The sequence below is a fragment of the Geomonas ferrireducens genome, assembly GCF_004917065.1.
GTDB lineage: Bacteria > Desulfobacterota > Desulfuromonadia > Geobacterales > Geobacteraceae > Geomonas > Geomonas ferrireducens.
Window position 1 is genome coordinate 690,495 of sequence record NZ_SSYA01000002.1, and the last position, 20,521, is coordinate 711,015.

The following is a 20,521-nucleotide window of genomic DNA, read 5'->3' on the forward strand; positions in this document are numbered from 1 at the left end:
AGGTTCGATGCCGATTTGTGTCAATTTTCAGGGCTGGAAGATCGTTTTCTAACGGGGCTGAGGCGCACCGGCGGCGTTTTTTTGTCGCCCGCGTGTCGCCGAGTTGTTGGGCTGTCTGTCTTTTCCGGTATTCAACGATACTCCGAAAGAAATAGGGACATCCCTGCCTTTGCCATAATGCCCATCGATTCTGGTGAAAGAGCCGCGCCTCCACCACAGGCATCATCTCTTTGAGTAAAGCCAATGTCTGCTATGTACTCGTCGGGGTAAATATTGTTTTTATTCTCATCAAGCCACTTCTCTAATTCGGAGACCTGAGCGGGTAGCTCCCAGCAGTCGTCGCAAAGACACGCCAGTTTCTCAGATGGCTGTTTAGTACGGTAAATTACAATAGGCATTGATCTTCCTTGTCAGTCTTCATTTCTTTCTGCACAACGGCGCGGCGTGACCGGCGGAGCGCCCAACACGTTCCACTTTCATCAACTCTCATCAGTCGCAGAGACTTGGTCCACGCGCATTGTTGGGACCTTCCTCTTCTAAAATCATGAATTTTCAATGCCTGGCCTCACAGCCTTCATGTCACAGGCCTGTCCCATCTTGTCCCGATTGAAAAAACCAGCACTTTCAAAAACGACGTTTTTTCAATTGTTGTCATCGTTCTCTATTCTCCTGCCAGCGTCATGGGCGGTGAGCGGGATTCACTGCTCTACCGCCTGTTGGGCATCATTCAGTCCGCCCTATTTTTATCCTTGATCCTTTTTTTCTTAGGTCTTCTTCTGATTGATTGAATATTTGATTAATTTGATCAGATCCTTACAGATACCAAGCAACACAATCATAGGAACAAACACATATAGATATTCCGCTAACGAGGTTGCTACTTCAATTACGCCTATAGAGAAAAAAGAGAAAAGTAGGAACCCAGTCACAAAAAATGCCATTGAATACGGCCTACCCTTAATTCCATCCTTCAATATCTCGCCATCAGATTGCCACACATTCCAGAGGCAAATGGCACACCCTACCAACAAGATGTAACCTGTGGATACTGTTATAAAAAGAGAGAGTGTAGTCCCACCTGACTTACCCCAGGCTAAGCAAATAATGGGGAACGCACCTAGAATGAGTAAAGTTGTTATGGTGGCTGACATTGCCGCCATAAAGTCGATTATTTTAAAATATTCAATGGTTAATTTCATTTTTACTCTTTTATTGTTTAACGGGCCGGGAGATCACCGGGCGGCTTTCTGGCCCGGTGCATCTCCCTTGTTGGCTGATGTTATTCCCTCTGAATACGTGATGTGAACACCTGCTATATTCTCTTCTTTTTTGAATACCCTTGATTGGTTCGCGTATCTCAAGATGATGCTATCTTTGCCCTGCCAAGATACAGCTATTTTTGGTCCTCCCCACTGACCTGTCGCAGCTTTCCCGTGATCCGAGTCAGCAATAAATGCATTTCCACTTTCATTTGAGAGTTCTTTTCTGAAAGGAAGTATGGAAACTTGGGTGTTAAAGTCAGTTGTTGCGCCACAGTCACGCACAAACACAACGGCTTTATTCGCGCCATCAGGGGAAGTATGAACCGAAACGATCCTGTTATCACAGCCAATTGTCTTGCTCAAATAGGCAATAATAATAGCAGCCATAATCCCGATAGCGGGGATCAGGACATACAGGCCCGCCATAAATTTCGCTTCTTTTTTAAATAGGCCGTCTTTCATTATTCCTCAGTCAACGGATTGCGGGTGAGCGGCGGAGCGACCTTGCTCTCACAGGCTCCTGCTCGCTCCTACTGACTCGCGCAGTCCGTCTCCACCCGTTGTGGTTGGGACCGCCCTTTTTATGCCTCTCATGTGCGTGTCAGGAACTTATAGGATTTTTTCCCCGGAATCTTTCGCCAGCTTTTCGCAAGCTAACGTGAAAGCAAATTTCTCAGTACCCGCGCAACCTGGCGTCAAACTGAGATCTCTTATCACTTGTAACGACTCATCAACACCTATATCTGCACATACATAAGCTATAAAGGTCTTGTGTGAAATTGAGTAGTTTTTTGATATGAGCATTGCCACCAGAGTTGTACGAATTCTTTGTTTTTCCGCCTCTGTCGAAAGCTTCTCATAATAAATTCTTTTGTAGTCGGATTGAAAATCATATGACCGCTCAAGAATTTTAAGCCACAATTCCACTTCATATTGTTTTTTGGGATCGCAACCAGGGTTGATCCTTAGCATTGCCTTAAAACGTAATATGGCAGAAGCCAGTCCCCCTAAAAAACGTCTTATATAACCCACGACCGAGTCCATACCTACTATTCGTCCTTTTTGTGTCCAACGCCTTCAGGGTGACCGGCGGAGCGCTCAACTTCCACTGGCTTTGTTCTACCTTTATCTACCGCGGAGACCGTGTCTACCCGTTTTGTTGACATCCCTCGGACTCTGCGTGGCTTTAGAAATGGCGTGGCCCCCTTGGGGCGTCAATCAATGTTTCATATCGCCGTGTCGTAGTCGTGTTTTCAGTTCGAACACGCAGGCTTTAGCATCGGCTTTTACAGTGGGGTCTGAGCTTACAGTCAATTCGTTTATGTCTTTGAAATCTTCAGCATTACCTACCACTGAGATGATCTGGATGCCTCTTCTCACTATGTCGGGATAAATGGAGTTCAGGGCTGATTTAGCTATATTGCGTGCACGGCTGGAGAAACCTGGTTCAGTGTCCTCGAAGTCAGCTATAACTGTCTTGAGATGTTCAAGTCCGACATATCCCGGTGGGCTCTTTCGTGATTGGCCCCAAGTAAAATAGCTTCCATGCGGGCCTCGATGAAGAAACCACTCCCACAAAATATCAGAGGGGTCGCCTCCAATCCGGGTAATCTCATCTGTCATTTCGCGGTTCAAATCGTCACCTTGCCTCTCCTCGCCAACGGGCTGGGCCTTGACCCGCTTGGTGCGCTTCTCAGCACCGGTCGGTGTCCAAGGCCTTGGTTGGGCTTAGCCTTTATCTCAGCCGAGTGCCGTTCGGGTTGGTGGCTTCCTCGTCACGACGACTTGGGTAATACCGCTTCTTTCTCTCAAGCTCATAGAACAACACTCCGTGGATTCCCATAGCTTCTGATTTCCTTATGCGCCTTAACCATATTCGATTGAATGCATCTTCAAGCTTGATTCTCGCGTCAGAACCTTTATGACGAGCAACTACCTCATCAATAAAGGCGATGTCCGTTCCTTTAGGGAAAATAAAGTCGAATTCTTCCTCTGTGGCTGAGAAGACGTCATAAACGCAGTTGTCTGCCCCGTCGATTACTTGGATGTTCTTCAAATTATTCCTTCCTGTCCAACGGCGCGAGGTGACCGGCGGAGCGCCTGGCTCCTACCAGCTTTCACCAGCACTCACGAGCCGCGAGACCTGGTCCACCCGCTTGGTTGGCAACTTGCCATCGTTAACTATTTACACAACCTACCACTGTCCCCGTTGTCCCTTGGACAACTACTTCAGATCCTCTTTAGTCTTTTTATCGGCAAACGAACCTACAATCAGTAAGATCCCGCAAAGAAGGAATATACTGCTTGAGATATACTTTGACCTGGAAAACATTAAATCAATACCTCTAAAATAAAAACTGCCGCTTTGTAGAATTCGGATACCGATCAATAGCAAGCTTACCCCTGCCACCAAAGATCCATGCGACTCAGCCTTCATTTGCAACTCCTGTTATGGATTACCAGAAATACGTGCCAACGGGGGCGGCATTGACCGGCGGCGTCAGCCGACCGAGTCTAAGGACGTGGTTGGCTATCCTCTTCGCAGTCTGGGGTGGTAAAAGAAGCCTGTACCCTTATTACACTACTGCTCTACGTACTTTTTAAACTTTACTGATTGGATTCTAAAACGAAGATCTTCTAGAGTGAGCTTAACTACCGCAGTTCCACCAGTAGGACAGCAATTTCCATCGTTTTCCTTGTACAAACTCGTTTCTGCTATCATCGCGTCTATGTCTGGCCAGATGCCTTTATTGATGGTTAGACCAGCAGGGAGTCTTTCCGATAACTCGCTAATCCAGCTTGTCGTATCAAGCATCTTCCAGGTGGCACTTTTGCTGTCCCAGATGTAATACTCACTCTCGTTGAAGTTCCCAGTTCCATCCACCCCAATCGGTACATGCAGGAAAGTTCCAAATGTGTTTTTTACAATGGCTGGATTCTGATACAAATACATGCCAATATCTGGGTCTCCACGCTCAAGAAAAAGTCTTGTATGCTTTTCTGCCCCTTCCTGCACAAAAATACCGATTCCCCGTTTGCGGTAATACCGTCCAGGAAATGATTCATCTCCGCACTTACCAGGTTCCGAAGAATAAGCCGGGATAATACAATAAATCACGTAGTAGAATGTGCGGTCTGATATAGTGCCAAAATTCCCCGTTTCGGAGATGTCACAGTCACGGATATCCGTTATATGATTGCGTCGAAGAAAATCTCTGCAGCTCGAATTCGAAGGGTGAAAGGGAATCGGAATAGCTAGTTCAGATGATCCGGCCATGGCTGATGGACTGCTTGCGCATAGTAAGGCTAGCGATAAACCTGTTGAGAGCATCAGCTTGCCATTCATGGTATCTCCTGCCAACGTAGTGGGAGATCACCGGCGGCTTCAGTCCGGTGCATCTTCCTTGTTGGCCTTTGAAGCTATTCCTTTATTGTAATTTTAGCCACGACAGCGCCAACAATGGCACCAGCAGGAACTGTGATGATTCCAAAAAATAACAAGCTCCAGAGGGTTAATGGTAGTGCTCCGACAATGGCATATATAGGATTTATAGGCGGATCACCCAGGGAACTGAGGCAACCACCAGTAAACCAGTAACAGATGTTCCTTGAAAGGATAATTACATACCAGCAAATGTAATGTCCGACGAATCCTGCAATTGCGCCAACAAACACTCCACTTCTCAACTTACCTTCAACTTCAAGAAATAAATGAGGCCTTTTTTCAATCAATAACCACCACGCAGCGTAGCCAGTTAGAAATGCAGTCACTGCCGCATATACCCAAAAGTCACTCCATCCGTTTCCTATTGCATAGCTGCTGACGACAAGGCCGCATAGAAGTCCTACTAGTGAACATCCGCAACCCATGCATAACGAATTAATAATGCTGCGAATCATATTTTCTCTTTTATATCTGGCCAACGGACCGGGAGATCACCGGGCGGCTTTTTGGCCCGGTGCATCTTCCTGGTTGAGCTTTCCGTGTTTCTTTTTTGTCCTGCCGCTTGAATACTGATGAAGGACGCTTGCAATGGCGTCATTAATTTCTTTATTTGAATCGTTTAGTGGCAAATGTTTCCGGTAAGATGCAACGCACTCCATGAAACCTTTGTCGAATTGACCAAAGCCCATCACATCAAATATTGATCTGCCTCGATTTTTAAGTGTCCAATGATAGATAATGTTTGCATCCAACTGTGTGTCTAACATTTTGATAGCAATTGTATTGTCGCCACTTCGGATGGACTCCAATACGGACACGTTGTAGCAGGCATTTACTGGGGCATTACTGCCGTCAACATATCCTTGAAGGTAACCAAAGACGCTACAGGCATAGCAAATTGCCAATCCTGCAACTACGAACGCAATAATTTTCAGAACCTTTCGGAATGACATGTTGCTTCTCATTGTTTATTCTGCTCAACGGCGGAAGTTGACCGGCCGGTTTTGGACCGGTCCAACTCCTTGGTTGGAATCAGTCCTTCCGTACCTGCCACACTAGCAAGTTACATTAGTTCCCTACGTCCCCGATGGTCCTTATTCTTTGTCATCGCAGACCCAAAACTCAAAAACAACCTCAATGCCTAAATCGCCTAGAACTTTCATCTGTTGTGGGTCCATCGTTGGCCCACCATGACCAGACGCGGATCGCCATGGACAGAAAATTGTTATCTCGGCTCCTTTGCTTGCTAACTCCCTTAATTGACTGTGGCAGTTGTTCATCTTGCTCAGGAGCCAATCGAGGTGTCTTCGCAAGTCCTTGGATTCAACATTGTCCTCGCTGTGGAGAAACCATCCATTCTCTTTATTTATGTATTCGGCCCTATTCGGGTACTTTCTCTCTCCCTTTATCTGTATGGACGACGGCTCCACTCCGAGAAGTTCCGTTATTTCTCTCGGATCGATTTCGTCGGAGAAAATCCTCAGGACCGCAGATGTTTCTTCGCAGGTAGGATAGTCGTCATCGAAGTTCATGTTCTTCCCTCGCCAACGGCTCGCGCCCTTGACCCGCCCGGGGCGCCTCTCAGCCACGGTCGGCGTCTAAGGGCCTGGTTAGGCTGAGTCTTTCAGATAGTATTTGTAGTAGTATCTCAGTTCTTTTCCCGCAACGAACAATAGACTCCCCGCAACTACTGATACTGCCTCCGACAGAAATCCACCCGCGATAATGCCTTTGATCGTATATTTGCTGCCTATTAAGTGCCAAAACATCATCGAGTAAGTGGCCATCATTATCAGCCAGACAATAACAGCGACTGCGGCAAGATATTTTATTTTCACTTCCTTCGCCTCGTAACAAAGCAATAGGTATCCGAATGTTGAGGAATGGTGGCTCACTATCTGGATAATCGTTTCAGGAATGTACTTCTCAAAGGGCATCACTGCAAACGACGGAATGATCGCTAGTACGATCACGGTTAAGACATCTTTCCAGGTTTTTGGTTCTATTCTGATTTTCATCTTAGTTTTTTCTTTGCCTAACAGTCAAGGCCTAAGCTTGCTACAACTGTTGCTGATGGCACAGGTTTGCCTCTGTAGTCTTTGACTTGCCCAGTCACATAAAAAGTGAGCTTGTCATTTACATACATAGATACAGCTACCGTCGCCAGGGCCATTCCTACGACCGCGACCAGAATGATGGATTTAATAAATTTCATCCCTCTATCCAACGGGGTCGGCCATGACCCGCCCGCCCAGTTTTTTCGGGCGGTCGGCGTCTATGGACGTGGTTAGCTGATCTTCCTAATCTCCTCGGCTTCCATCTTCAAATAGAAGCCGCAAGCTTCTGCTGCTTCATGAAACTCCCTGGTCTCGCCATTTGGATAAAAGCCGACGACCCATTGTTTGCTTTTTGTGAAGCTATCTCCCGGTTCTTTTATGTACCAACCAGAGCTTGTGCGTTTATTGTCTGACTCCGCCAGCCATGTCTCTATGAGTTCTGAATGATTGCGAAAATATTCTGAAAATTCATTTTCTGTGATTTGGTCGTGAATTGCCGGGTATCCAGACTTTCTTATAAGGCCGACCATCGAAATGTTGCCTCGATTCTCGAACTCCAGTGCCATCCTGCAAACTAATTCGATTGTTTCATCATGGTTCATTTCATCTCCAGCTAACGGGTTGCGGCTGACCGGTCCGAACCGGTCCAGCCGTGTGGTTGGGAATCGTCAGTGCCAGTGCCAATGTCGCGCCACAAACCCTATTTGCTGACTTATTTCCGCTTTCTTCCCGGTACGAACCAGCCAAAAAGCATTGCTTCAATAACCATTCTGAACTTCTGGCCAATGGCGTAATGTCCGGGTTTTCCATCGTCTTGAAGGTCCGATTCAACCAAGCTCGAAATGATCTCCTTAGCGCGTTCGGCATCTTCTGGAGCAACCATTATCGTCTTCTTGTTCAGTAGATCAATTTGGGGTCCTACCCGCATAGAACCAAAGTTATCATTCAACACGAAATACTGAATTCCTTCGGAATCGAGGAGGCCGCGGATCATTGCGAGCTGAAGCTCATCTTTGGGGGAGTAAATTTTTATCATTCTTTTCCTGTCCAACTTGTTATTGACCGGTTAGAAAAGTTACCTATATAGGATAGCGGCTACCTATATAAGGTACTTGTTACCTATATAGGTAACAAATACTGGTTCCCTATATAAGCAACTTTAGTATTAGAAACGGCCTCGATGTCTTCACATTGGTATGGCAGCTACTCATCCTGAATCCTCGCCTCCAATTCTGTCCCCTGGACTGAACTGATAGGAACACGCCATACCTTCTCGACCGGGTCCCATTTGGCACCTATGGCTTTCAGTTTGGCACGGAGAGCCTTTTCCGCGTATGCCACACGCAAAGCAACTATGTTCCCATCCCCATGCTCGGGGGCTAAGGGCCAGGCCTTTTCTTCCACGATGATCTCGATGGTCTTCAGCCTGACTCGTCTGACCTTGTCGTATCGATAGCGAACACACACCAGCGACTGACCGTATTCAGCGACCAGCCGTTTTGTGCCCTTCTGTCCCGGCTTCAGATGGGTCTGCGTCTTCATGTTCTTGAGCATGAACGCCTCCGCTGGGGCTGCTCAAAATATTGCTGCAACTTAACACGCATGGTTAGCCCCGATCAATGTAAAATTTCTCGTTGAAATATTAGCATCTTGCAATAATCTGTGAAGGGCCGAGAGCCAGGGGGAAACCATGATACGTTTGTCAGAGAAGCTTGTTCAACGGTATGTCGAGACTCTCGAATGCCGAGGTGTCCCGGTTGAGGAGCACACCTATTACATCATGTGGCTCCGATTTTATCTCGATTTTTGCTCGAAGTATTCCATCAACGGGGCAGAGGCAGAGAGGGGCCGCCTCTTTCTGGCGAAGCTCGGCGAAAAAAAGCAGCCAGACAAATACCGACGCCAGGCGGCCTATGCCGTTTCTCTCTACCACGACATGCAGCGACCGATCCATTCAACTGCGGATCTGCCGGGCTCCCCGCTGCGACCTCCTGAACAGCAGCCTTCCATCCTACCGTCTTTCGCAAGGGCCTCTCAGTACCGTGAAGCAGGGTATGAGGTAACGTCATGTTCCCCTGAGTGGGACGAAGTACTGGCACGGCTCGCCGGTGAGATCAAGGTGCGCCATTATTCACGGAAAACCCTGAAGACATACGCGAAGTGGTCGCGCCAATTCCAGCGTTTTCTCAAGAACAAGCCACCGGAAGAGCTGTCAACGGAGGACGTTAAGGAATATCTCACCCACCTCGCCGTGAAGTGCCATGTCGCTGCATCAACCCAGAACCAGGCCTTCAACTCACTGTTGTTTCTCTACCGTCACGCCTTGAAGCGTGAGTTCGGCGAGTTGCGCGGGGTGCCTCGGGCGAAAAAATCCCTTTACGTACCGATGGTACTCTCCAGGGCCGAAATCGATGCCATCCTGGATAAGCTCCCCTCCCCTTACCGGCTCGTGGTGGGGCTATTGTTCGGCTGTGGCCTGCGGCTTTTCGAGGGGTTGCAGCTCAGGGTCGGAGACTTCAACTTCGACGTAGGCCTTCTCACCGTGCACGGAAAGGGAAATAAGGACCGGACCGTGCCTCTGCCACAAGCCCTGCTCCCAGCGCTAAGGGCACAGATCGAGTTGGTGGCGAGGCAGCACGAGTTGGACCTATCCGAAGGATACCATGGCGTGTTTCTGGACGATGCGCTGGAAAGGAAGTTCCCGAAGGCAGCCAAGGAGTTCCTTCATCAGTGGTTCTTCCCGCAATCGTCGCTAACGGTGGTAGCAGGGACCGGAGAGCGGCGACGCTACCACCTCCACGAGACACAGCTACAGGAGGCCTTGCGACTTGCCGTGCGCAGCGCGAAGATCCCGAAACGGGTCACCGCCCACACCTTCCGCCATTCCTTCGCCACCCATCTACTGCAGGCAAACTACGACATACGCGTGATACAGAAACTCCTGGGGCACGCAAGCCTGAAGACGACCATGATCTACACGCATTGCGTACCGGTGAGGACGGTCAAGGAACCGAGAAGCCCACTCGACCTTTAGCCGCAGGATTGAAAAGCGGACGCGGGAGCAACGCCATGATGACCCTATGCAGAGGGATGACCGCAGGACACGCCGCAGGATACTTCTCCAGGGAGGACTACTACCTGGGGGGAGCAGAGGAACCCGGAAGCAGCCTTTGGTGCGGCAAAGGAGCCCGGGCGCTCGGACTTGCCGGTCCTGTCCGCCCGGAGGATTTCAAGGCTCTGTGCCGTGGAGAAGCGCCGGACGGGGGACAGCTGGTCGCTGCGGGGCATGGTCGCGACCCGAAGACCTCGGAGGTCGTCGAGATCCGGCGGGCGGGAAACGACGCCACCTTCTCCGCCCCCAAGTCCGTTTCCGTCGCCTACGTCGCCGGGGTGAAGGGGCTCAAGGAGGCGCATGACGCGGCGGTGCTCTCGGTGCTCGATCATGTGGAAAAACACTACTGCCACTACCGGAAGGATGAGCGGGCCCACAGTGGTGAGCTGGTGGCCGCGAAGTTCGACCACGCAACCTCGAGGAACATCGATCCGCAACTCCACTCGCACGTCTTCGTGGTGAACGCGGTTCGGACTCCGGACGGCAGCTTCAGGGCCAATACCACCGACCTCTTCTTTAAGAACCAGAAGTTGCTAGGGCGTCTGTACCGGCAGGCCCTCGCGCACGAACTCACCGAGCGCGGCTTCCAGGTGACCATCCAGGATCGCGCCCAGATGTACATCGAGTTGAAGGGGATCGATCCCGCTCTTATCGATCACTTCTCCACCAGGCGCAAGCAGATCGACGATCAGGTGGAGAAGTGGCAGGCGGAGGGGCTTTTCGCCGGGGTGCCCCATGCCAGGCTGTACGAGATGGCGGCGCTGGAGACCAGAGACCCGAAGCGCGCCATTACCAAGGACGAGCTAACCCGGTACTTCGAGGGGGGCTTCAAGGCCTGCGGGACATCCATGGAGGGGGCCCGGTTCGAGCTGGAAAGGGAACACGGGCTCGCCGTGCGGCACGAGGGGCCCGACGCCCACAAGGTGGTGGCGCTGGCGGTTCGGGACCTGACCGACCGGGAAGCGGTGGTGGACCGGGCGAGGCTCCTCGATCAGGCCGTGCGCATCTCTGGCGGAGAGCACTCGGTGGCGGAGCTGGATGCCGCAATCGATGGCGGGACGGAAGGCGTCTTCAAAGTCGGCCATGACACCTGCGGCAGGGAGTTTTACAGCACGAAGGAGATGCTGGAGCTCGAGGCCCGGAACCTCGAGCGAATCAGGGCCCTTCCCTCTTTCCAGAGCACCATCGCTCCCACCAGCGTCAGCTGGTTGCTGGACCGGGTTGCGGAAGAACAGGGCCGGCCATTCACGGCCGGCCAGACAGCCGAGGTGCTCAACGAGTTGACCGGGAAACAGGGGATCACCTTCTCCCTGGGAGACCCCGGCACCGCGAAGACATCCACCCTGAAGCTGGTGGAGCGTTTCAACGACCAGGTGCTGCGCCCCTACGGGGAGGTGCACTTCTCGATCAACCTCGCCTACACCGGGAAGGCCGCCCGGGAACTCTCCCTTGCCACCGGAAAATCCGCCTGCACCATCTCGAGTTTCGAAAATGCCAATCCGGCTTCCAAATTCGCCCTACAGAGGCAAAACGGGGAGCCGCCAATGGTAGTGGTAAGGGGTGAGAAAATTCTCATTCCGACGGGGCATGGGACCCAGGTGGTGATCCGCGTGGACGAGGCGGGCTTTCTCGGCGCGAGGCAGACGGAGCGGCTGCTCGACGTGGTCGAGGAGCTGCAGAAAAGCGGCGCACAGGTCAAGCTGCACCTTTTGGGGGACTCGAAACAGATGCAGGGGATCCAGGCGGGAAACCTGCTCGCCCCCTTGAGGGAGCTCGGGGAGAGGCGCGAGATCGACTACGCGCACTTGACCGAGATCTTGAGGCAGAGGGACCCGGGGCTTCTGGAAATCGCGCGCGGGCTGAACCGGGAGGACCGCCCCTTCGGCAGCAACGCGCGGGAGGCCCTGGACTTTCTGGAAAAAAGGCGCGAGATGGTCGAAATCGCCGACCCGCTGGATTTGCGCAAGGCGGTCGTGGAGCATTACCTGGAGGAGAGCCGCAAGCCTTCGCACTTCCCCGAGCGGGAGGCGGCAGGCAGGTCGCAGCAGGTGATCCTTCTCACCACCACCAACGCGGCGCGCAGGGAACTCAACCTGGAGATCCGAAAGGCGCGCGTCCTGTCCGGCGAGATCATGGATGGGAATACTTTCGCGGTACTCGCACCCGTGCGCCAGGGGGTGACGGTGGAAGGGTACCAGGTCGGAGACACGGTGCTCTTTAGCGGAGAGAGGGGAAAGGATGGCCAGATGGAGCGCTGGGGGACGCGGCTCAACACCGAGGCGCAGGTGACCGGGCTCGACCGGGAGCGCAACATGGTTCAGGTGACCTACTCCTTCCACACCAGGAAGCGCGACGGCCGGGACCTGTCTCGCACGGTGACCAAGGAATTCTCGGCCGCCGAGATGGCGGGGAAGACCAGGTTGTACCGTGAAGAGGAGAGGAACTTCTCCGTGGGGGACCGCGTCATTCTCCTGAAGAACGACGCGAAGCTCGACCTGCAGAACGGGGCCATGGGGGTGATCAGGGAGCTGGATGAAAAGGGATGCGCGCTCGTCGACCTCGGGGACCGCAACGTGGAGATCGACCTCGCCCGGTATCGGCACCTGGACCACGGCTACGCGGTCACGGTGCACAAGAGCCAGGGGAGCACCGTGGAGCACTCGATCCTGTACGCCCCCGTCCCCGAGCCGAAGACGCCTCTCTTCTCCAGGATCGATGTGGAGGCGCCGGAGGCGCTGTACGGCAGGACGAGTTTCAACGCCCTCAACGTCTCGCTGACCCGCGCCCAGTTCGGCACCCGCGTCTTCACCAACTCGGTCGAGGGGCTCTCGCGTGCCGTGGAGACGGTCGACGAGAAGACCACCACACTCACCAGGGCGAGCTACGGCGAGAAGCTTCCGGCAAAAGAAAACAAGCTTCACGAAACGGTCCGGGAGTTCGGAGAGAAGGTCAGGGAGATGGAACATGCCGTGCGCGGACCGGAGGCGGTCAAAGTGCGAAGGCAAGCGGAGAAGGATTTCGCCTCCATGTCCAAGCCTCTCAACATACCTGCACCGGCACGGGAGATCGCACCGGTTCAGAAGGGTCCGGGACGCGAGCTGGAGCTTAAACCTCCCAAGGGGTTCGGACACGGGTTCGGGGAGTGAGTTTCCTTGTCCACGTGGTGGCGTCTCCAATGCCATCGCCGCGGATCGTGCAGGCCACGGCGGGCCTCGCTCCGCTCGGCTGATGTTTTCTTTCACACCTCATGCAGCCCCCTGACGGGGGCTAAAATGTCGGACATCGGCAAGCCTCGTCATTTCAGCGTGTTGCGCGGTACCACGCGGTGCCACGCCTGGCGCCAGGCATCCTCAAAAAAAGGCATAAGCGTCCGGATTGACACCGGTCCCGCTGGGGCCAAAAATGTAGCACAGCGTAGCACAACTAAAGGAGCGTGTCGGACGGCCTATGGACAAGGTTTCGCTGCGGCTTTCAGAGGAAGAAAAGGAGCTTTTACGGCGGCAGGCGGAGGAGGCGGGAGTGAGCGTTTCGGAGCTGATCCGGGACCGGCTTTTCCCCCGGAACCTCTTGGGAACTCCCGCCACTTTCGATCAGGTTTCCGGGCTTGCGGAGAGGGTCGCAGCACTCTCGGCAGCGGTGGAAAGGTTGTCCGAAACTGCGGAGGAGTCCTCTCCCCGGGAGCCGGTACGGGAACCGACGGTGGATGCCAAGCTGGCTGGGATCGAGCAGGTTCTCAGGGGGCTTTCCGGGCAGTTGGCGGAGATCAGGGAGGCTCTTTCGAAGCGGGAACAATCGGGTCCAAGCTGGAGTTCTTTCCTGTCACGGAACAGGTAGCGAGACGATCCTTGGGACCAAAGCAGTCGGTTGTGAAACACCGGCAGCTTCAGCCGGTCCCGGCCCGTTCTGCCGGGATACGGCTTCGCTTGCGCTACTCCGTCCCCCTCCGAACCGGCCATTCTTAAGGCGGGAGTACCACGCTCCCCTCCCCTCTCTGCGCCGCTTTCCTTCCGCTCCGGGAGCTTTTGCCGCCAAGTGCCAGTTCCATGAGTCTGCTTCGCGAGCGGCATTCCGCATCACAATCTGGCTATCGCCTTGATCCTTTCCAGCAGGATCGGGACTCGAAGCTGGCTTGCCGCATCGGGCAGCAGGTGGCCTGGAAGGGCATCTAGAAAGGAGCGATGCTTCAGGAATCTTGCGAATTCTCCGGCCAGGAACTCCTTTACATCCTCGGGGGCGGAGGTGACGTCCTCCACGATTTCCGGCCGCCCGTCCAGGAGGGTTATGATGTCCTCCATGTCGTGGCTGGCGAAGAAATCCCATTTCCCCCGGTTGCGGAATGCTTCGATCTTGGTGGCAAGAAAATAGGGTGCGGTGACCACCCGGATGGTCATTTCCTCGCTGATGCTTTGGGTGGTAGCGTTCACCAGGGCGTCGGGGTACCACTGGTTGCTGAAGCCGAGGATCTCTTCGTTCGTGGGCATGACATCGAGGGCTATCCCGTCCACCTGCCACCTGCACAGCGGCGCACCTTCGCTGGCGTCCTCGGTGAAACCGGCGGCGCGAAGATCCTCCGACAAACGGTAGTAATCCCCCCTGGTAGCAATCTCTACGATCACGTCGACGTCCATGGTGAAACGAACGTCCGGGGCTGCGCTGTCGGTGATAAGCAGTGCCGTGGCGGCGCCCCCCAAGAACACCACCCGCTCACGGAGTCGGCCCAGACGGAAGGCGACCCGGCGGATCATGGCGAGGTTGGTTTCGACGGTTCTATTCATGCGGGATCAGCCTCCTGGTGAGTTCCTGCACGGCGAGTTCACGCTCCCTGGCCTTGCCGTCGCGGATCGCGTCCACAAGTGCTAGCAGTTCGTAGAGGGCCTCATCTTTGACGGCGGCCTGTGGCACGGAGCGGTACAAAGGGGCGAACTCGAAACCACGGACACTCCCCTCGGCGAAAGGCCAGACGGGCGGCGGGTCGTCGGTTTGGGCGATGAGGCGGTTAAGCGGCGGTGCGGCGTACCCGGTCGGGACGCCGCGAGTGAGCCGTCCGCTCTCAGGCGGAAAAGCGTACTTGACACCGTGAACCAGGAACTCCAGCAGGGACCTCAAAATGGGCACCTTCCTGTTCGGGTCGTACAGCCTGGAGGCTGCGGCGCGCTGGACGCCTCCGTGCACTTCGGAAGGGCTCATGCCCAGTTCGACGGCGACGGAGCTGAAGGACCATGGGCGGTCGTCAAGCACGACCAGCTTGAGAAGGATGACGATGTCTTGGGGTTTAAGGTTCATGCCGTATATTCTATTCGCGATTCGCGAATCGTGCAAGCACTTATTGCCGGTGTACCGGCGTTGAACAGGTGCATGTACTTTCTCGGAGCAGATTCGTGTCATACGGACTCACAGCATTAGCAAATTCACAGCATTACCATTGGCATATTTTAAGCTAAAGAAGACATGGCACGGGAAACAGCCGCTGCCTCCCCGGATCAAACAAGAGGGAAAACGTATCGAGGAGGTCGCCATGAACGCCAGGAACGAGTTGCCCGGTGACGGGTACGTGAGGCTGCACCAGATCATCGGACAGAGGGAAGTGACAGAAGAACAGGCCGCCACCAACAGGAAAACAGGCCGGGGACCGAGAACGGCCAGGCCCGCCATCACCCCGCTCTTCCCAATCAGCCGCGCCGGATGGTATGCCGGCATCAAGAAGGGGATCTATCCCAAGCCGGTGAAGCTTTCGGAGCGAATAGCGGCCTGGCCGGTTCAGGTGATCCGGGCCCTCCGGGACCGGCAGGCCACATAGCATAAACGACAGCGCCGCGCCCTACAGCTTAGTTCGCCCTCTTGAGCGGCAGCACCTTGGCTCCTGACTTCAAGCCGTCCAGGTAATCCGCCCAAGTCTGCATCATCTTGCGCCGTTCGGCAAGGTGGGAGGTACGGTTGTAGGCGCGGCCCAACGGGTCCCTCACCTGGTGCGCCAACTGGTGTTCGATCAGTTCGGGACGGACCTGCAGCACCTCGTCAAGTATGGTACGGGCCATGGCGCGGAACCCGTGTCCGGTGATCTCGGACTTCTCAAACCCGAGGCGGCGCAGTCCGGCGTTGACCGAATTCTCGGACATGCAGCGTTGAGACGAGCGCGAACACGGAAAGACGTACTTGCCGTGCCCGGTCAGGGGATGGAGGCTTTTCAGGATCTCTATTGCCTGGCGCGGCAGGGGGACAAGATGGGGCACCCCCATCTTCATCTTGGCGGCGGGGATGTTCCACTCAGCCGCCTCGAGGTCGATTTCCGACCATTCCGCGTGGCGCAATTCGCCAGGGCGGACGAAGAGAAGAGGTGCCAGTTGCATGGCGCATTTGACCACGAAGGAGCCTTCGAAGCCGTCGATGGCACGAAGCAGCGGCGCTACCTTTTTGGGGTCCGTGGGCGCGGCGAAGTTCTTGTTTTTCACCGGAGGCAGCGCCCCCCTCAGATCGGCAACCGGGTCCCGTTCGGCACGCCCTTCGGCGACGGCATAGCGAAAAACCTGACCGCAAGCGGTCTTCACCCTGAACGCCGTTTCGAGAGATCGCGCCTCGATTCGCCGCAGGACGGTCAACAGTTCCGGCGCCTTTATCTCGCCGATGGGGCGCGTCCCGAGCCAAGGAAAAACGTCCTGCTCCAGGCGTCTCATGATCTGTTCAGCGTGTCCGGCTGACCACTGGGATTTGAAGCGCCGGTGCCAGTCGCGCGCGACGGTTTCGAATGTGCTCCCCGCCGCTGCGGCCTTGCCCGCCTGTTCGGCCTTCTTAGCCTCGGCGGGGTCTATGCCTTCGGCGAGGAGTTTCCTGAACACCGCCCACTTCGACCTCGCCTCCGCCAGGGAGATCTCCGGGTAGCTCCCGAGGGAAAGAAGCTTGTCCTTACCGCCGAAGCGGTACTTGAACCTCCACAGCTTACCGCCAGCCGGGGTGAGCACGATGAACAGTCCACCGCCATCAAAAAGCGTAACCTGCTTACCTTGGGTTTTCGCCCTGCTCACCTGCAGGTCGGAAAGTGGCGCGATCCGCTTGGGCATTGGGTTTACCTCCATTTTGGGTATATGCGATTTCGGACTACCCTCGCATATACCCAAAAATATACCCAAAAAACGTGGCTTGAGGTGGATTTTAATAGATCTGGCTGGATCGACAAAAAGAAAAAGCCCTGATTTCACAGTGCTTTTTCGCTTTATCGTATCTTGCTGTACATTAGGATGGTGCCGGAGGTCGGGGTCGAACCGACACGGGGTTGCCCCCGCTGGATTTTGAGTCCAGTGCGTCTACCAATTTCACCACTCCGGCATTTTTGAAGCGGTTTCTAATACCTCTTGCGAAAAGAGACCAACCTTATATCAGTAAAAAGAAGACTGGTCAAGTCACTTTGCCAGCAATACCAACTTCTTTTGCTTTCCCTCCCCCTCAAATAGTGTTGAGATACTCAACGGCATCGTCTGCTGAAAGAGGCTTGCTGAAAAGGTATCCCTGTATGATGTCGCAGCCGTGTTTTACCAGGAACTCCAGTTGTGCCGCGGTCTCCACCCCCTCCGCCACCACTTTTTTACCCAAAGAATGCGACATGGCGATGGTCGCCGACGCGATGGCCGCATCATCCGGGTCTATCTCGATGTCCTTCACGAAGGAACGATCTATCTTCAGCTTGTCGACCGGGAAGAGCTTCAAATAGCTCAGCGAGGAATATCCTGTGCCGAAATCATCGATGGCAAGGTCTATCCCCATGCTCTTCAGGACACCGAGGATCCTGATACTTTCCACCGGACGCTCCATGGTCATACTCTCGGTCACTTCCAGCTCGATCATGCCCGGCTCGACCTCGTAGCGCGCCATGATGGTGGCAAGCATCTCGGGAAGGTCCGGCTGCTGCAGTTGCCGCGCAGAAAGGTTGACGCTGATCTTCTCGAACGGCACTCCGGCTTTCTTCCACTTCGCGGCTTGTTCGCACGCCATCTCAAAGACATGCCGGCCAATCTCGAGGATGAGGCCGGTCTCCTCGGCGATGGAGATGAACCGGTCGGGTGAAACCAGTCCCGCCTCCGGGCTCAGCCAGCGCACGAGCGCCTCGAAACCGACGACCTTGCCGGTAGCCGCCTCCACCTGTGGCTGGTAATGCAGTACAAACTCGTCGTTAGTGATGGCGCTGCGCAGGTTGTTCTCCATGGCAAGTCTCTGCCGCGCGGCGGTGTGCATCTCACGGGTGAACATCTGGTAGGTGTTCCTGCCGGCCGCCTTCGCATGGTACATGGCGATGTCGGCGTTCTTGAACAGCTCGGATACCGAGGTGCCGTCGTGCGGGAAGACGCTGATGCCGATGCTGGGGCTTGTGTACACCGTGTTGTTGTCCAGGAAATACGGCGCTGAGACGGTCTGCAGGATCTTTTCGGCAAGATGCGCCGGCTCGATCTGCGACCGTATCTGCGGCTGCACCACGACGAATTCGTCGCCCCCGAAACGGGCCACGATGTCTTCCGCGCGCAAGGAGCTCTTGAGCCTTGCGGCCACCTCTTTGAGCAGCAGGTCGCCTACGTGGTGTCCCAGCGTATCGTTGATAGTTTTGAAGCGGTCCAGGTCGACGAAGAAGACGGCCAGTTGGTGCGTGCCGCGCTTCGCCTGTTCGAGGGCCTGGGAGAGCCTCTCAACCAGGGTGTGCCGGTTCGGAAGCGAGGTGAGCGTGTCGGTGTGGGCTAGCTGCTCGATGCGCCGCTCCGCCTCTTTACGCTGCGTGATGTCGGAGAAGGAGGCGAAGTAGTTGGTGATCAGGTTGCCTCGCCCACGGATCGCCGTGATGGTGAGCCACTTGGGATAAAGGGTGCCGTCCTTGCGCTTATCCCAGATCTCTCCCTGCCAGTAGTTGGTCTCCAGGATGGAGCGCCACATGGTCTCATAGAAAGTCTTGTCTTCCACCCCGGATTTCAAGATCCTCGGGTTCTTGCCGAGAGCCTCCTCCCGTTCGTATCCCGTGAACTGCTCAAACGCCCTGTTGGTCTCGATGATGCGGTTCTCGCTGTCGGTTATGACGATCGCCTCACCGCTTTCATTGAAAATCTTCGCCAGCAGCTTAATCCGTCTCTGCGCCTTCATCTGGTCGGAGGTGTCGCGGATGCACTCGATGGCGCCGATCACCTCGCCTTTGCTGTCGCGCAGCACGCAGGCGGAGGAGGTGAGATAGGCGGGATCGTTACCAAGCCCGAGAGCAAAGCACTCGCCGTGCACTATGTCGCCGTTACGGGTGAAACCTTCGTAGTGCTGTTCCTCCACATCGACGTTCGGGTTAAGAACGAGGTCGACCAGCATCGGCCGCCGTTGGCCGTAGAACGGAAGAGCATACTCGTAGTCCCCCTTCCCCATCATGGTATCGGACGGAACGCCGGTGAGTCTGGCGAGTTCACGGCTCCAGACCAGCACGCGCCCTTCCCTGTCGATGATGAGGGTCGCGTCGGGCATGAAGTCGATGATGTTCAGCAGGTACCGGTGGGAGTGACGCAGTTCGTTCTCGAGGTTCTTTCGCTCGGTCACCTCGGTCTCGAGTTGCAGGTTCTTCTCGCCCATCTGGGCCTCGCGGTCGCAACGCTCGACTTCGAGAACCATGGTGCGCCAGGTGATGAACCCAATGGCGGTAAGCCCCAGAAACCAGAGAGCCGCGTAACTCACCAGGACACCTTGCGTCTGCGCCCGCGCCGCAGCATAAAAAGGCTCAAGCGGGATGGAGACGTCGGTCCCCCCACGAAGCTCTCCCACCTTGATGCCGGTCCAGGCGTGGCATTTAAGGCATGATTGCTCCATGATCATGGGCTGCATCATGCGCAGATGCGGCTTCCCATCGATAGTGACGAGACCGTGGTAATCCTCACGAGTCCCCTCAACGATGAACAAGGCGGTCTGCTCCCAGGCGTCCGGGGCGTCCACCGGGTTCAGGTACAGCCGCGAGGTGATCCTGGTCCGCACGCCGTAGAGTTGCGGCGCCTCCCCGGTTATCTCGTTCATGATCATGGCGGGATTTTTCAGGGTCAGCCCTTGCCCTTCCGTGCTCTTTATGTCGCGGTCGGGGACGTGGTTCAAAAAGGGGCTGGGGGTGACGAGCGGCCCTTGCAGCAGGTACATGTTGCCGCGTTTTGAGGCCCATTTCCTGAACGCCAGGTCTTTCGCAAGGGAAATCCTGGCCTCGGTCTCCGCAAGCTGGAGCGCCTGCCGACGCGCCTGATGCTCGGTCCAGGCCGCCGCACCCGCTATGAGGAGGGTCCAGACAATGGCGGTAACCATCCCCCTGATTTTGATGATGTTGACGTTGCTGGTTCTGAAGAAGAGTATTTGTTGCAGTTGGTTCACCTAAGCCTGTCTCCCGGGTGTTAAGAGTGTTCGGCCGGCAACATGAGAAAGGGTCTGTGGACGACTACTGTTTCGCATGGTGGGAATTTTTAGGACCGATACTTACGCTTGCCAGTCAAAACTATCGCATTACCACATCGCATGCAACCGGCACGTTACCAACCCTTATCGGCAGCGTTGGCTGAGACTGTATAGGGAGAATCGAACCAGCTGGTTCGGAACACCTGTAAAAGCATGTCCGGGGTGCGGATATCTCTTTAAGTTCGAGACCTAGGACATTACGCGA

General features: G+C 54.8%; 23 protein-coding genes and 1 tRNA gene. 4 read left to right on the forward strand and 20 right to left on the reverse strand.

The features are described from left to right. Nucleotides 1-131: 131 nt before the first annotated feature. From E8L22_RS11810 to E8L22_RS11880, 15 genes are all read right to left on the reverse strand, one after another. Nucleotides 132-398 (reverse strand): hypothetical protein, encoded by a 267-nt coding sequence (locus E8L22_RS11810; protein ID WP_136525370.1) that lies wholly within the window; start codon nucleotides 396-398, stop codon nucleotides 132-134. A 366-nt stretch (nucleotides 399-764) separates the two neighbouring features. After that, nucleotides 765-1,199: a hypothetical protein gene (locus E8L22_RS11815; RefSeq protein ID WP_136525371.1), complete on the reverse strand. Its 435-nt coding sequence runs from the start codon at nucleotides 1,197-1,199 to the stop codon at nucleotides 765-767. 33 nt (nucleotides 1,200-1,232) lie between these two features. Further along, nucleotides 1,233-1,724, reverse strand: a complete 492-nt coding sequence (locus tag E8L22_RS11820) for a hypothetical protein (protein WP_136525372.1) — start codon at nucleotides 1,722-1,724, stop codon at nucleotides 1,233-1,235. 147 nt (nucleotides 1,725-1,871) lie between these two features. Beyond that, nucleotides 1,872-2,306: a hypothetical protein gene (locus E8L22_RS11825; RefSeq protein ID WP_136525373.1), complete on the reverse strand. Its 435-nt coding sequence runs from the start codon at nucleotides 2,304-2,306 to the stop codon at nucleotides 1,872-1,874. Between the two features lie 174 nt (nucleotides 2,307-2,480). Further along, nucleotides 2,481-2,897: a hypothetical protein gene (locus tag E8L22_RS11830; RefSeq protein WP_136525374.1), complete on the reverse strand. Its 417-nt coding sequence runs from the start codon at nucleotides 2,895-2,897 to the stop codon at nucleotides 2,481-2,483. A gap of 100 nt (nucleotides 2,898-2,997) precedes the next feature. After that, nucleotides 2,998-3,318, reverse strand: coding sequence for a hypothetical protein (locus tag E8L22_RS11835; RefSeq protein ID WP_136525375.1), 321 nt, complete (start codon nucleotides 3,316-3,318; stop codon nucleotides 2,998-3,000). 168 nt (nucleotides 3,319-3,486) lie between these two features. Further along, nucleotides 3,487-3,699 carry a hypothetical protein gene (locus E8L22_RS11840; RefSeq protein WP_136525376.1) on the reverse strand — a complete coding sequence of 71 codons (213 nt, stop codon included), beginning with the start codon at nucleotides 3,697-3,699 and terminating at the stop codon, nucleotides 3,487-3,489. 144 nt (nucleotides 3,700-3,843) lie between these two features. Then, nucleotides 3,844-4,608 carry a hypothetical protein gene (locus E8L22_RS11845; protein WP_136525377.1) on the reverse strand — a complete coding sequence of 255 codons (765 nt, stop codon included), beginning with the start codon at nucleotides 4,606-4,608 and terminating at the stop codon, nucleotides 3,844-3,846. A 74-nt stretch (nucleotides 4,609-4,682) separates the two neighbouring features. Further along, nucleotides 4,683-5,162 carry a hypothetical protein gene (locus tag E8L22_RS11850; RefSeq protein WP_136525378.1) on the reverse strand — a complete coding sequence of 160 codons (480 nt, stop codon included), beginning with the start codon at nucleotides 5,160-5,162 and terminating at the stop codon, nucleotides 4,683-4,685. 36 nt (nucleotides 5,163-5,198) lie between these two features. Continuing rightward, the gene (locus E8L22_RS11855) at nucleotides 5,199-5,660 is read right to left on the reverse strand and encodes a hypothetical protein (RefSeq protein ID WP_136525379.1); all 462 of its coding nucleotides are present in this window, start codon (nucleotides 5,658-5,660) and stop codon (nucleotides 5,199-5,201) included. A 141-nt stretch (nucleotides 5,661-5,801) separates the two neighbouring features. Next, the gene (locus E8L22_RS11860; protein ID WP_136525380.1) at nucleotides 5,802-6,239 is read right to left on the reverse strand and encodes a DUF4279 domain-containing protein; all 438 of its coding nucleotides are present in this window, start codon (nucleotides 6,237-6,239) and stop codon (nucleotides 5,802-5,804) included. A gap of 78 nt (nucleotides 6,240-6,317) precedes the next feature. Continuing rightward, nucleotides 6,318-6,725, reverse strand: coding sequence for a hypothetical protein (locus tag E8L22_RS11865; RefSeq protein WP_136525381.1), 408 nt, complete (start codon nucleotides 6,723-6,725; stop codon nucleotides 6,318-6,320). Nucleotides 6,726-6,994: 269 nt separating this feature from the next. Next, the gene (locus E8L22_RS11870) at nucleotides 6,995-7,366 is read right to left on the reverse strand and encodes a hypothetical protein (RefSeq protein ID WP_136525382.1); all 372 of its coding nucleotides are present in this window, start codon (nucleotides 7,364-7,366) and stop codon (nucleotides 6,995-6,997) included. Between the two features lie 110 nt (nucleotides 7,367-7,476). Then, nucleotides 7,477-7,800 carry a putative signal transducing protein gene (locus E8L22_RS11875; protein ID WP_136525383.1) on the reverse strand — a complete coding sequence of 108 codons (324 nt, stop codon included), beginning with the start codon at nucleotides 7,798-7,800 and terminating at the stop codon, nucleotides 7,477-7,479. Between the two features lie 167 nt (nucleotides 7,801-7,967). Continuing rightward, a complete protein-coding gene (locus E8L22_RS11880; protein ID WP_136525384.1) occupies nucleotides 7,968-8,318 on the reverse strand; it encodes a hypothetical protein in 351 nt (116 codons plus the stop codon). 136 nt (nucleotides 8,319-8,454) lie between these two features. On the opposite strand from E8L22_RS11880, the gene E8L22_RS11885 reads away from it, so the two are divergent. From E8L22_RS11885 to E8L22_RS11895, 3 genes are all read left to right on the forward strand, one after another. Further along, nucleotides 8,455-9,798, forward strand: a complete 1,344-nt coding sequence (locus E8L22_RS11885; protein WP_136525385.1) for an integron integrase — start codon at nucleotides 8,455-8,457, stop codon at nucleotides 9,796-9,798. A gap of 35 nt (nucleotides 9,799-9,833) precedes the next feature. Continuing rightward, on the forward strand, nucleotides 9,834-13,022 hold the full coding sequence (gene mobF, locus E8L22_RS11890; protein ID WP_136525386.1) for a MobF family relaxase: 3,189 nt from the start codon (nucleotides 9,834-9,836) through the stop codon (nucleotides 13,020-13,022). A 301-nt stretch (nucleotides 13,023-13,323) separates the two neighbouring features. After that, nucleotides 13,324-13,710, forward strand: a complete 387-nt coding sequence (locus E8L22_RS11895; RefSeq protein ID WP_136525387.1) for a DUF6290 family protein — start codon at nucleotides 13,324-13,326, stop codon at nucleotides 13,708-13,710. Between the two features lie 239 nt (nucleotides 13,711-13,949). On the opposite strand, the gene E8L22_RS11900 is transcribed toward E8L22_RS11895, so the two are convergent. Together E8L22_RS11900 and E8L22_RS11905 are read right to left on the reverse strand one after the other, a co-directional pair. Next, nucleotides 13,950-14,651: a hypothetical protein gene (locus tag E8L22_RS11900; RefSeq protein ID WP_136525388.1), complete on the reverse strand. Its 702-nt coding sequence runs from the start codon at nucleotides 14,649-14,651 to the stop codon at nucleotides 13,950-13,952. Continuing rightward, nucleotides 14,644-15,159 carry a hypothetical protein gene (locus E8L22_RS11905; RefSeq protein ID WP_136525389.1) on the reverse strand — a complete coding sequence of 172 codons (516 nt, stop codon included), beginning with the start codon at nucleotides 15,157-15,159 and terminating at the stop codon, nucleotides 14,644-14,646. Before E8L22_RS11905 ends, E8L22_RS11900 begins: the two co-directional genes overlap by 8 nt. Nucleotides 15,160-15,391: 232 nt before the next feature. Here E8L22_RS11905 and E8L22_RS11910 point away from each other — a divergent pair, with 232 nt between their 5' ends. After that, entirely contained in the window at nucleotides 15,392-15,673 is a 282-nt protein-coding gene (locus E8L22_RS11910; RefSeq protein WP_136525390.1) for a helix-turn-helix transcriptional regulator, read from the forward strand. A 28-nt stretch (nucleotides 15,674-15,701) separates the two neighbouring features. On the opposite strand, the gene E8L22_RS11915 is transcribed toward E8L22_RS11910, so the two are convergent. The 3 genes from E8L22_RS11915 to E8L22_RS11925 form a co-directional block, all read right to left on the reverse strand. Next, the gene (locus E8L22_RS11915) at nucleotides 15,702-16,931 is read right to left on the reverse strand and encodes a tyrosine-type recombinase/integrase (RefSeq protein ID WP_136525391.1); all 1,230 of its coding nucleotides are present in this window, start codon (nucleotides 16,929-16,931) and stop codon (nucleotides 15,702-15,704) included. Between the two features lie 178 nt (nucleotides 16,932-17,109). Further along, nucleotides 17,110-17,196, reverse strand: a tRNA-Leu gene (locus tag E8L22_RS11920). Nucleotides 17,197-17,313: 117 nt separating this feature from the next. After that, nucleotides 17,314-20,235, reverse strand: coding sequence for an EAL domain-containing protein (locus tag E8L22_RS11925; RefSeq protein ID WP_136525392.1), 2,922 nt, complete (start codon nucleotides 20,233-20,235; stop codon nucleotides 17,314-17,316). Nucleotides 20,236-20,521: the final 286 nt, after the last annotated feature.

Bases quoted from the DNA above. Each gene is read 5' to 3' on its own strand.
- E8L22_RS11825 (WP_136525373.1), bottom strand. From the start codon at position 2,306: ATGGACTCGGTCGTGGGTTATATAAGACGTTTTTTAGGGGGACTGGCT.
- E8L22_RS11895 (WP_136525387.1), top strand. From the start codon at position 13,324: ATGGACAAGGTTTCGCTGCGGCTTTCAGAGGAAGAAAAGGAGCTTTTA.
- E8L22_RS11905 (WP_136525389.1), bottom strand. From the start codon at position 15,159: ATGAACCTTAAACCCCAAGACATCGTCATCCTTCTCAAGCTGGTCGTG.
- E8L22_RS11860 (WP_136525380.1), bottom strand. From the start codon at position 6,239: ATGAACTTCGATGACGACTATCCTACCTGCGAAGAAACATCTGCGGTC.
- E8L22_RS11815 (WP_136525371.1), bottom strand. From the start codon at position 1,199: ATGAAATTAACCATTGAATATTTTAAAATAATCGACTTTATGGCGGCA.
- E8L22_RS11880 (WP_136525384.1), bottom strand. From the start codon at position 8,318: ATGCTCAAGAACATGAAGACGCAGACCCATCTGAAGCCGGGACAGAAG.
- E8L22_RS11810 (WP_136525370.1), bottom strand. From the start codon at position 398: ATGCCTATTGTAATTTACCGTACTAAACAGCCATCTGAGAAACTGGCG.
- E8L22_RS11820 (WP_136525372.1), bottom strand. From the start codon at position 1,724: ATGAAAGACGGCCTATTTAAAAAAGAAGCGAAATTTATGGCGGGCCTG.
- E8L22_RS11840 (WP_136525376.1), bottom strand. From the start codon at position 3,699: ATGAAGGCTGAGTCGCATGGATCTTTGGTGGCAGGGGTAAGCTTGCTA.
- E8L22_RS11870 (WP_136525382.1), bottom strand. From the start codon at position 7,366: ATGAACCATGATGAAACAATCGAATTAGTTTGCAGGATGGCACTGGAG.
- E8L22_RS11915 (WP_136525391.1), bottom strand. From the start codon at position 16,931: ATGCCCAAGCGGATCGCGCCACTTTCCGACCTGCAGGTGAGCAGGGCG.
- mobF (WP_136525386.1), top strand. From the start codon at position 9,834: ATGATGACCCTATGCAGAGGGATGACCGCAGGACACGCCGCAGGATAC.
- E8L22_RS11885 (WP_136525385.1), top strand. From the start codon at position 8,455: ATGATACGTTTGTCAGAGAAGCTTGTTCAACGGTATGTCGAGACTCTC.
- E8L22_RS11875 (WP_136525383.1), bottom strand. From the start codon at position 7,800: ATGATAAAAATTTACTCCCCCAAAGATGAGCTTCAGCTCGCAATGATC.
- E8L22_RS11855 (WP_136525379.1), bottom strand. From the start codon at position 5,660: ATGTCATTCCGAAAGGTTCTGAAAATTATTGCGTTCGTAGTTGCAGGA.
- E8L22_RS11910 (WP_136525390.1), top strand. From the start codon at position 15,392: ATGAACGCCAGGAACGAGTTGCCCGGTGACGGGTACGTGAGGCTGCAC.
- E8L22_RS11850 (WP_136525378.1), bottom strand. From the start codon at position 5,162: ATGATTCGCAGCATTATTAATTCGTTATGCATGGGTTGCGGATGTTCA.
- E8L22_RS11900 (WP_136525388.1), bottom strand. From the start codon at position 14,651: ATGAATAGAACCGTCGAAACCAACCTCGCCATGATCCGCCGGGTCGCC.
- E8L22_RS11865 (WP_136525381.1), bottom strand. From the start codon at position 6,725: ATGAAAATCAGAATAGAACCAAAAACCTGGAAAGATGTCTTAACCGTG.
- E8L22_RS11845 (WP_136525377.1), bottom strand. From the start codon at position 4,608: ATGAATGGCAAGCTGATGCTCTCAACAGGTTTATCGCTAGCCTTACTA.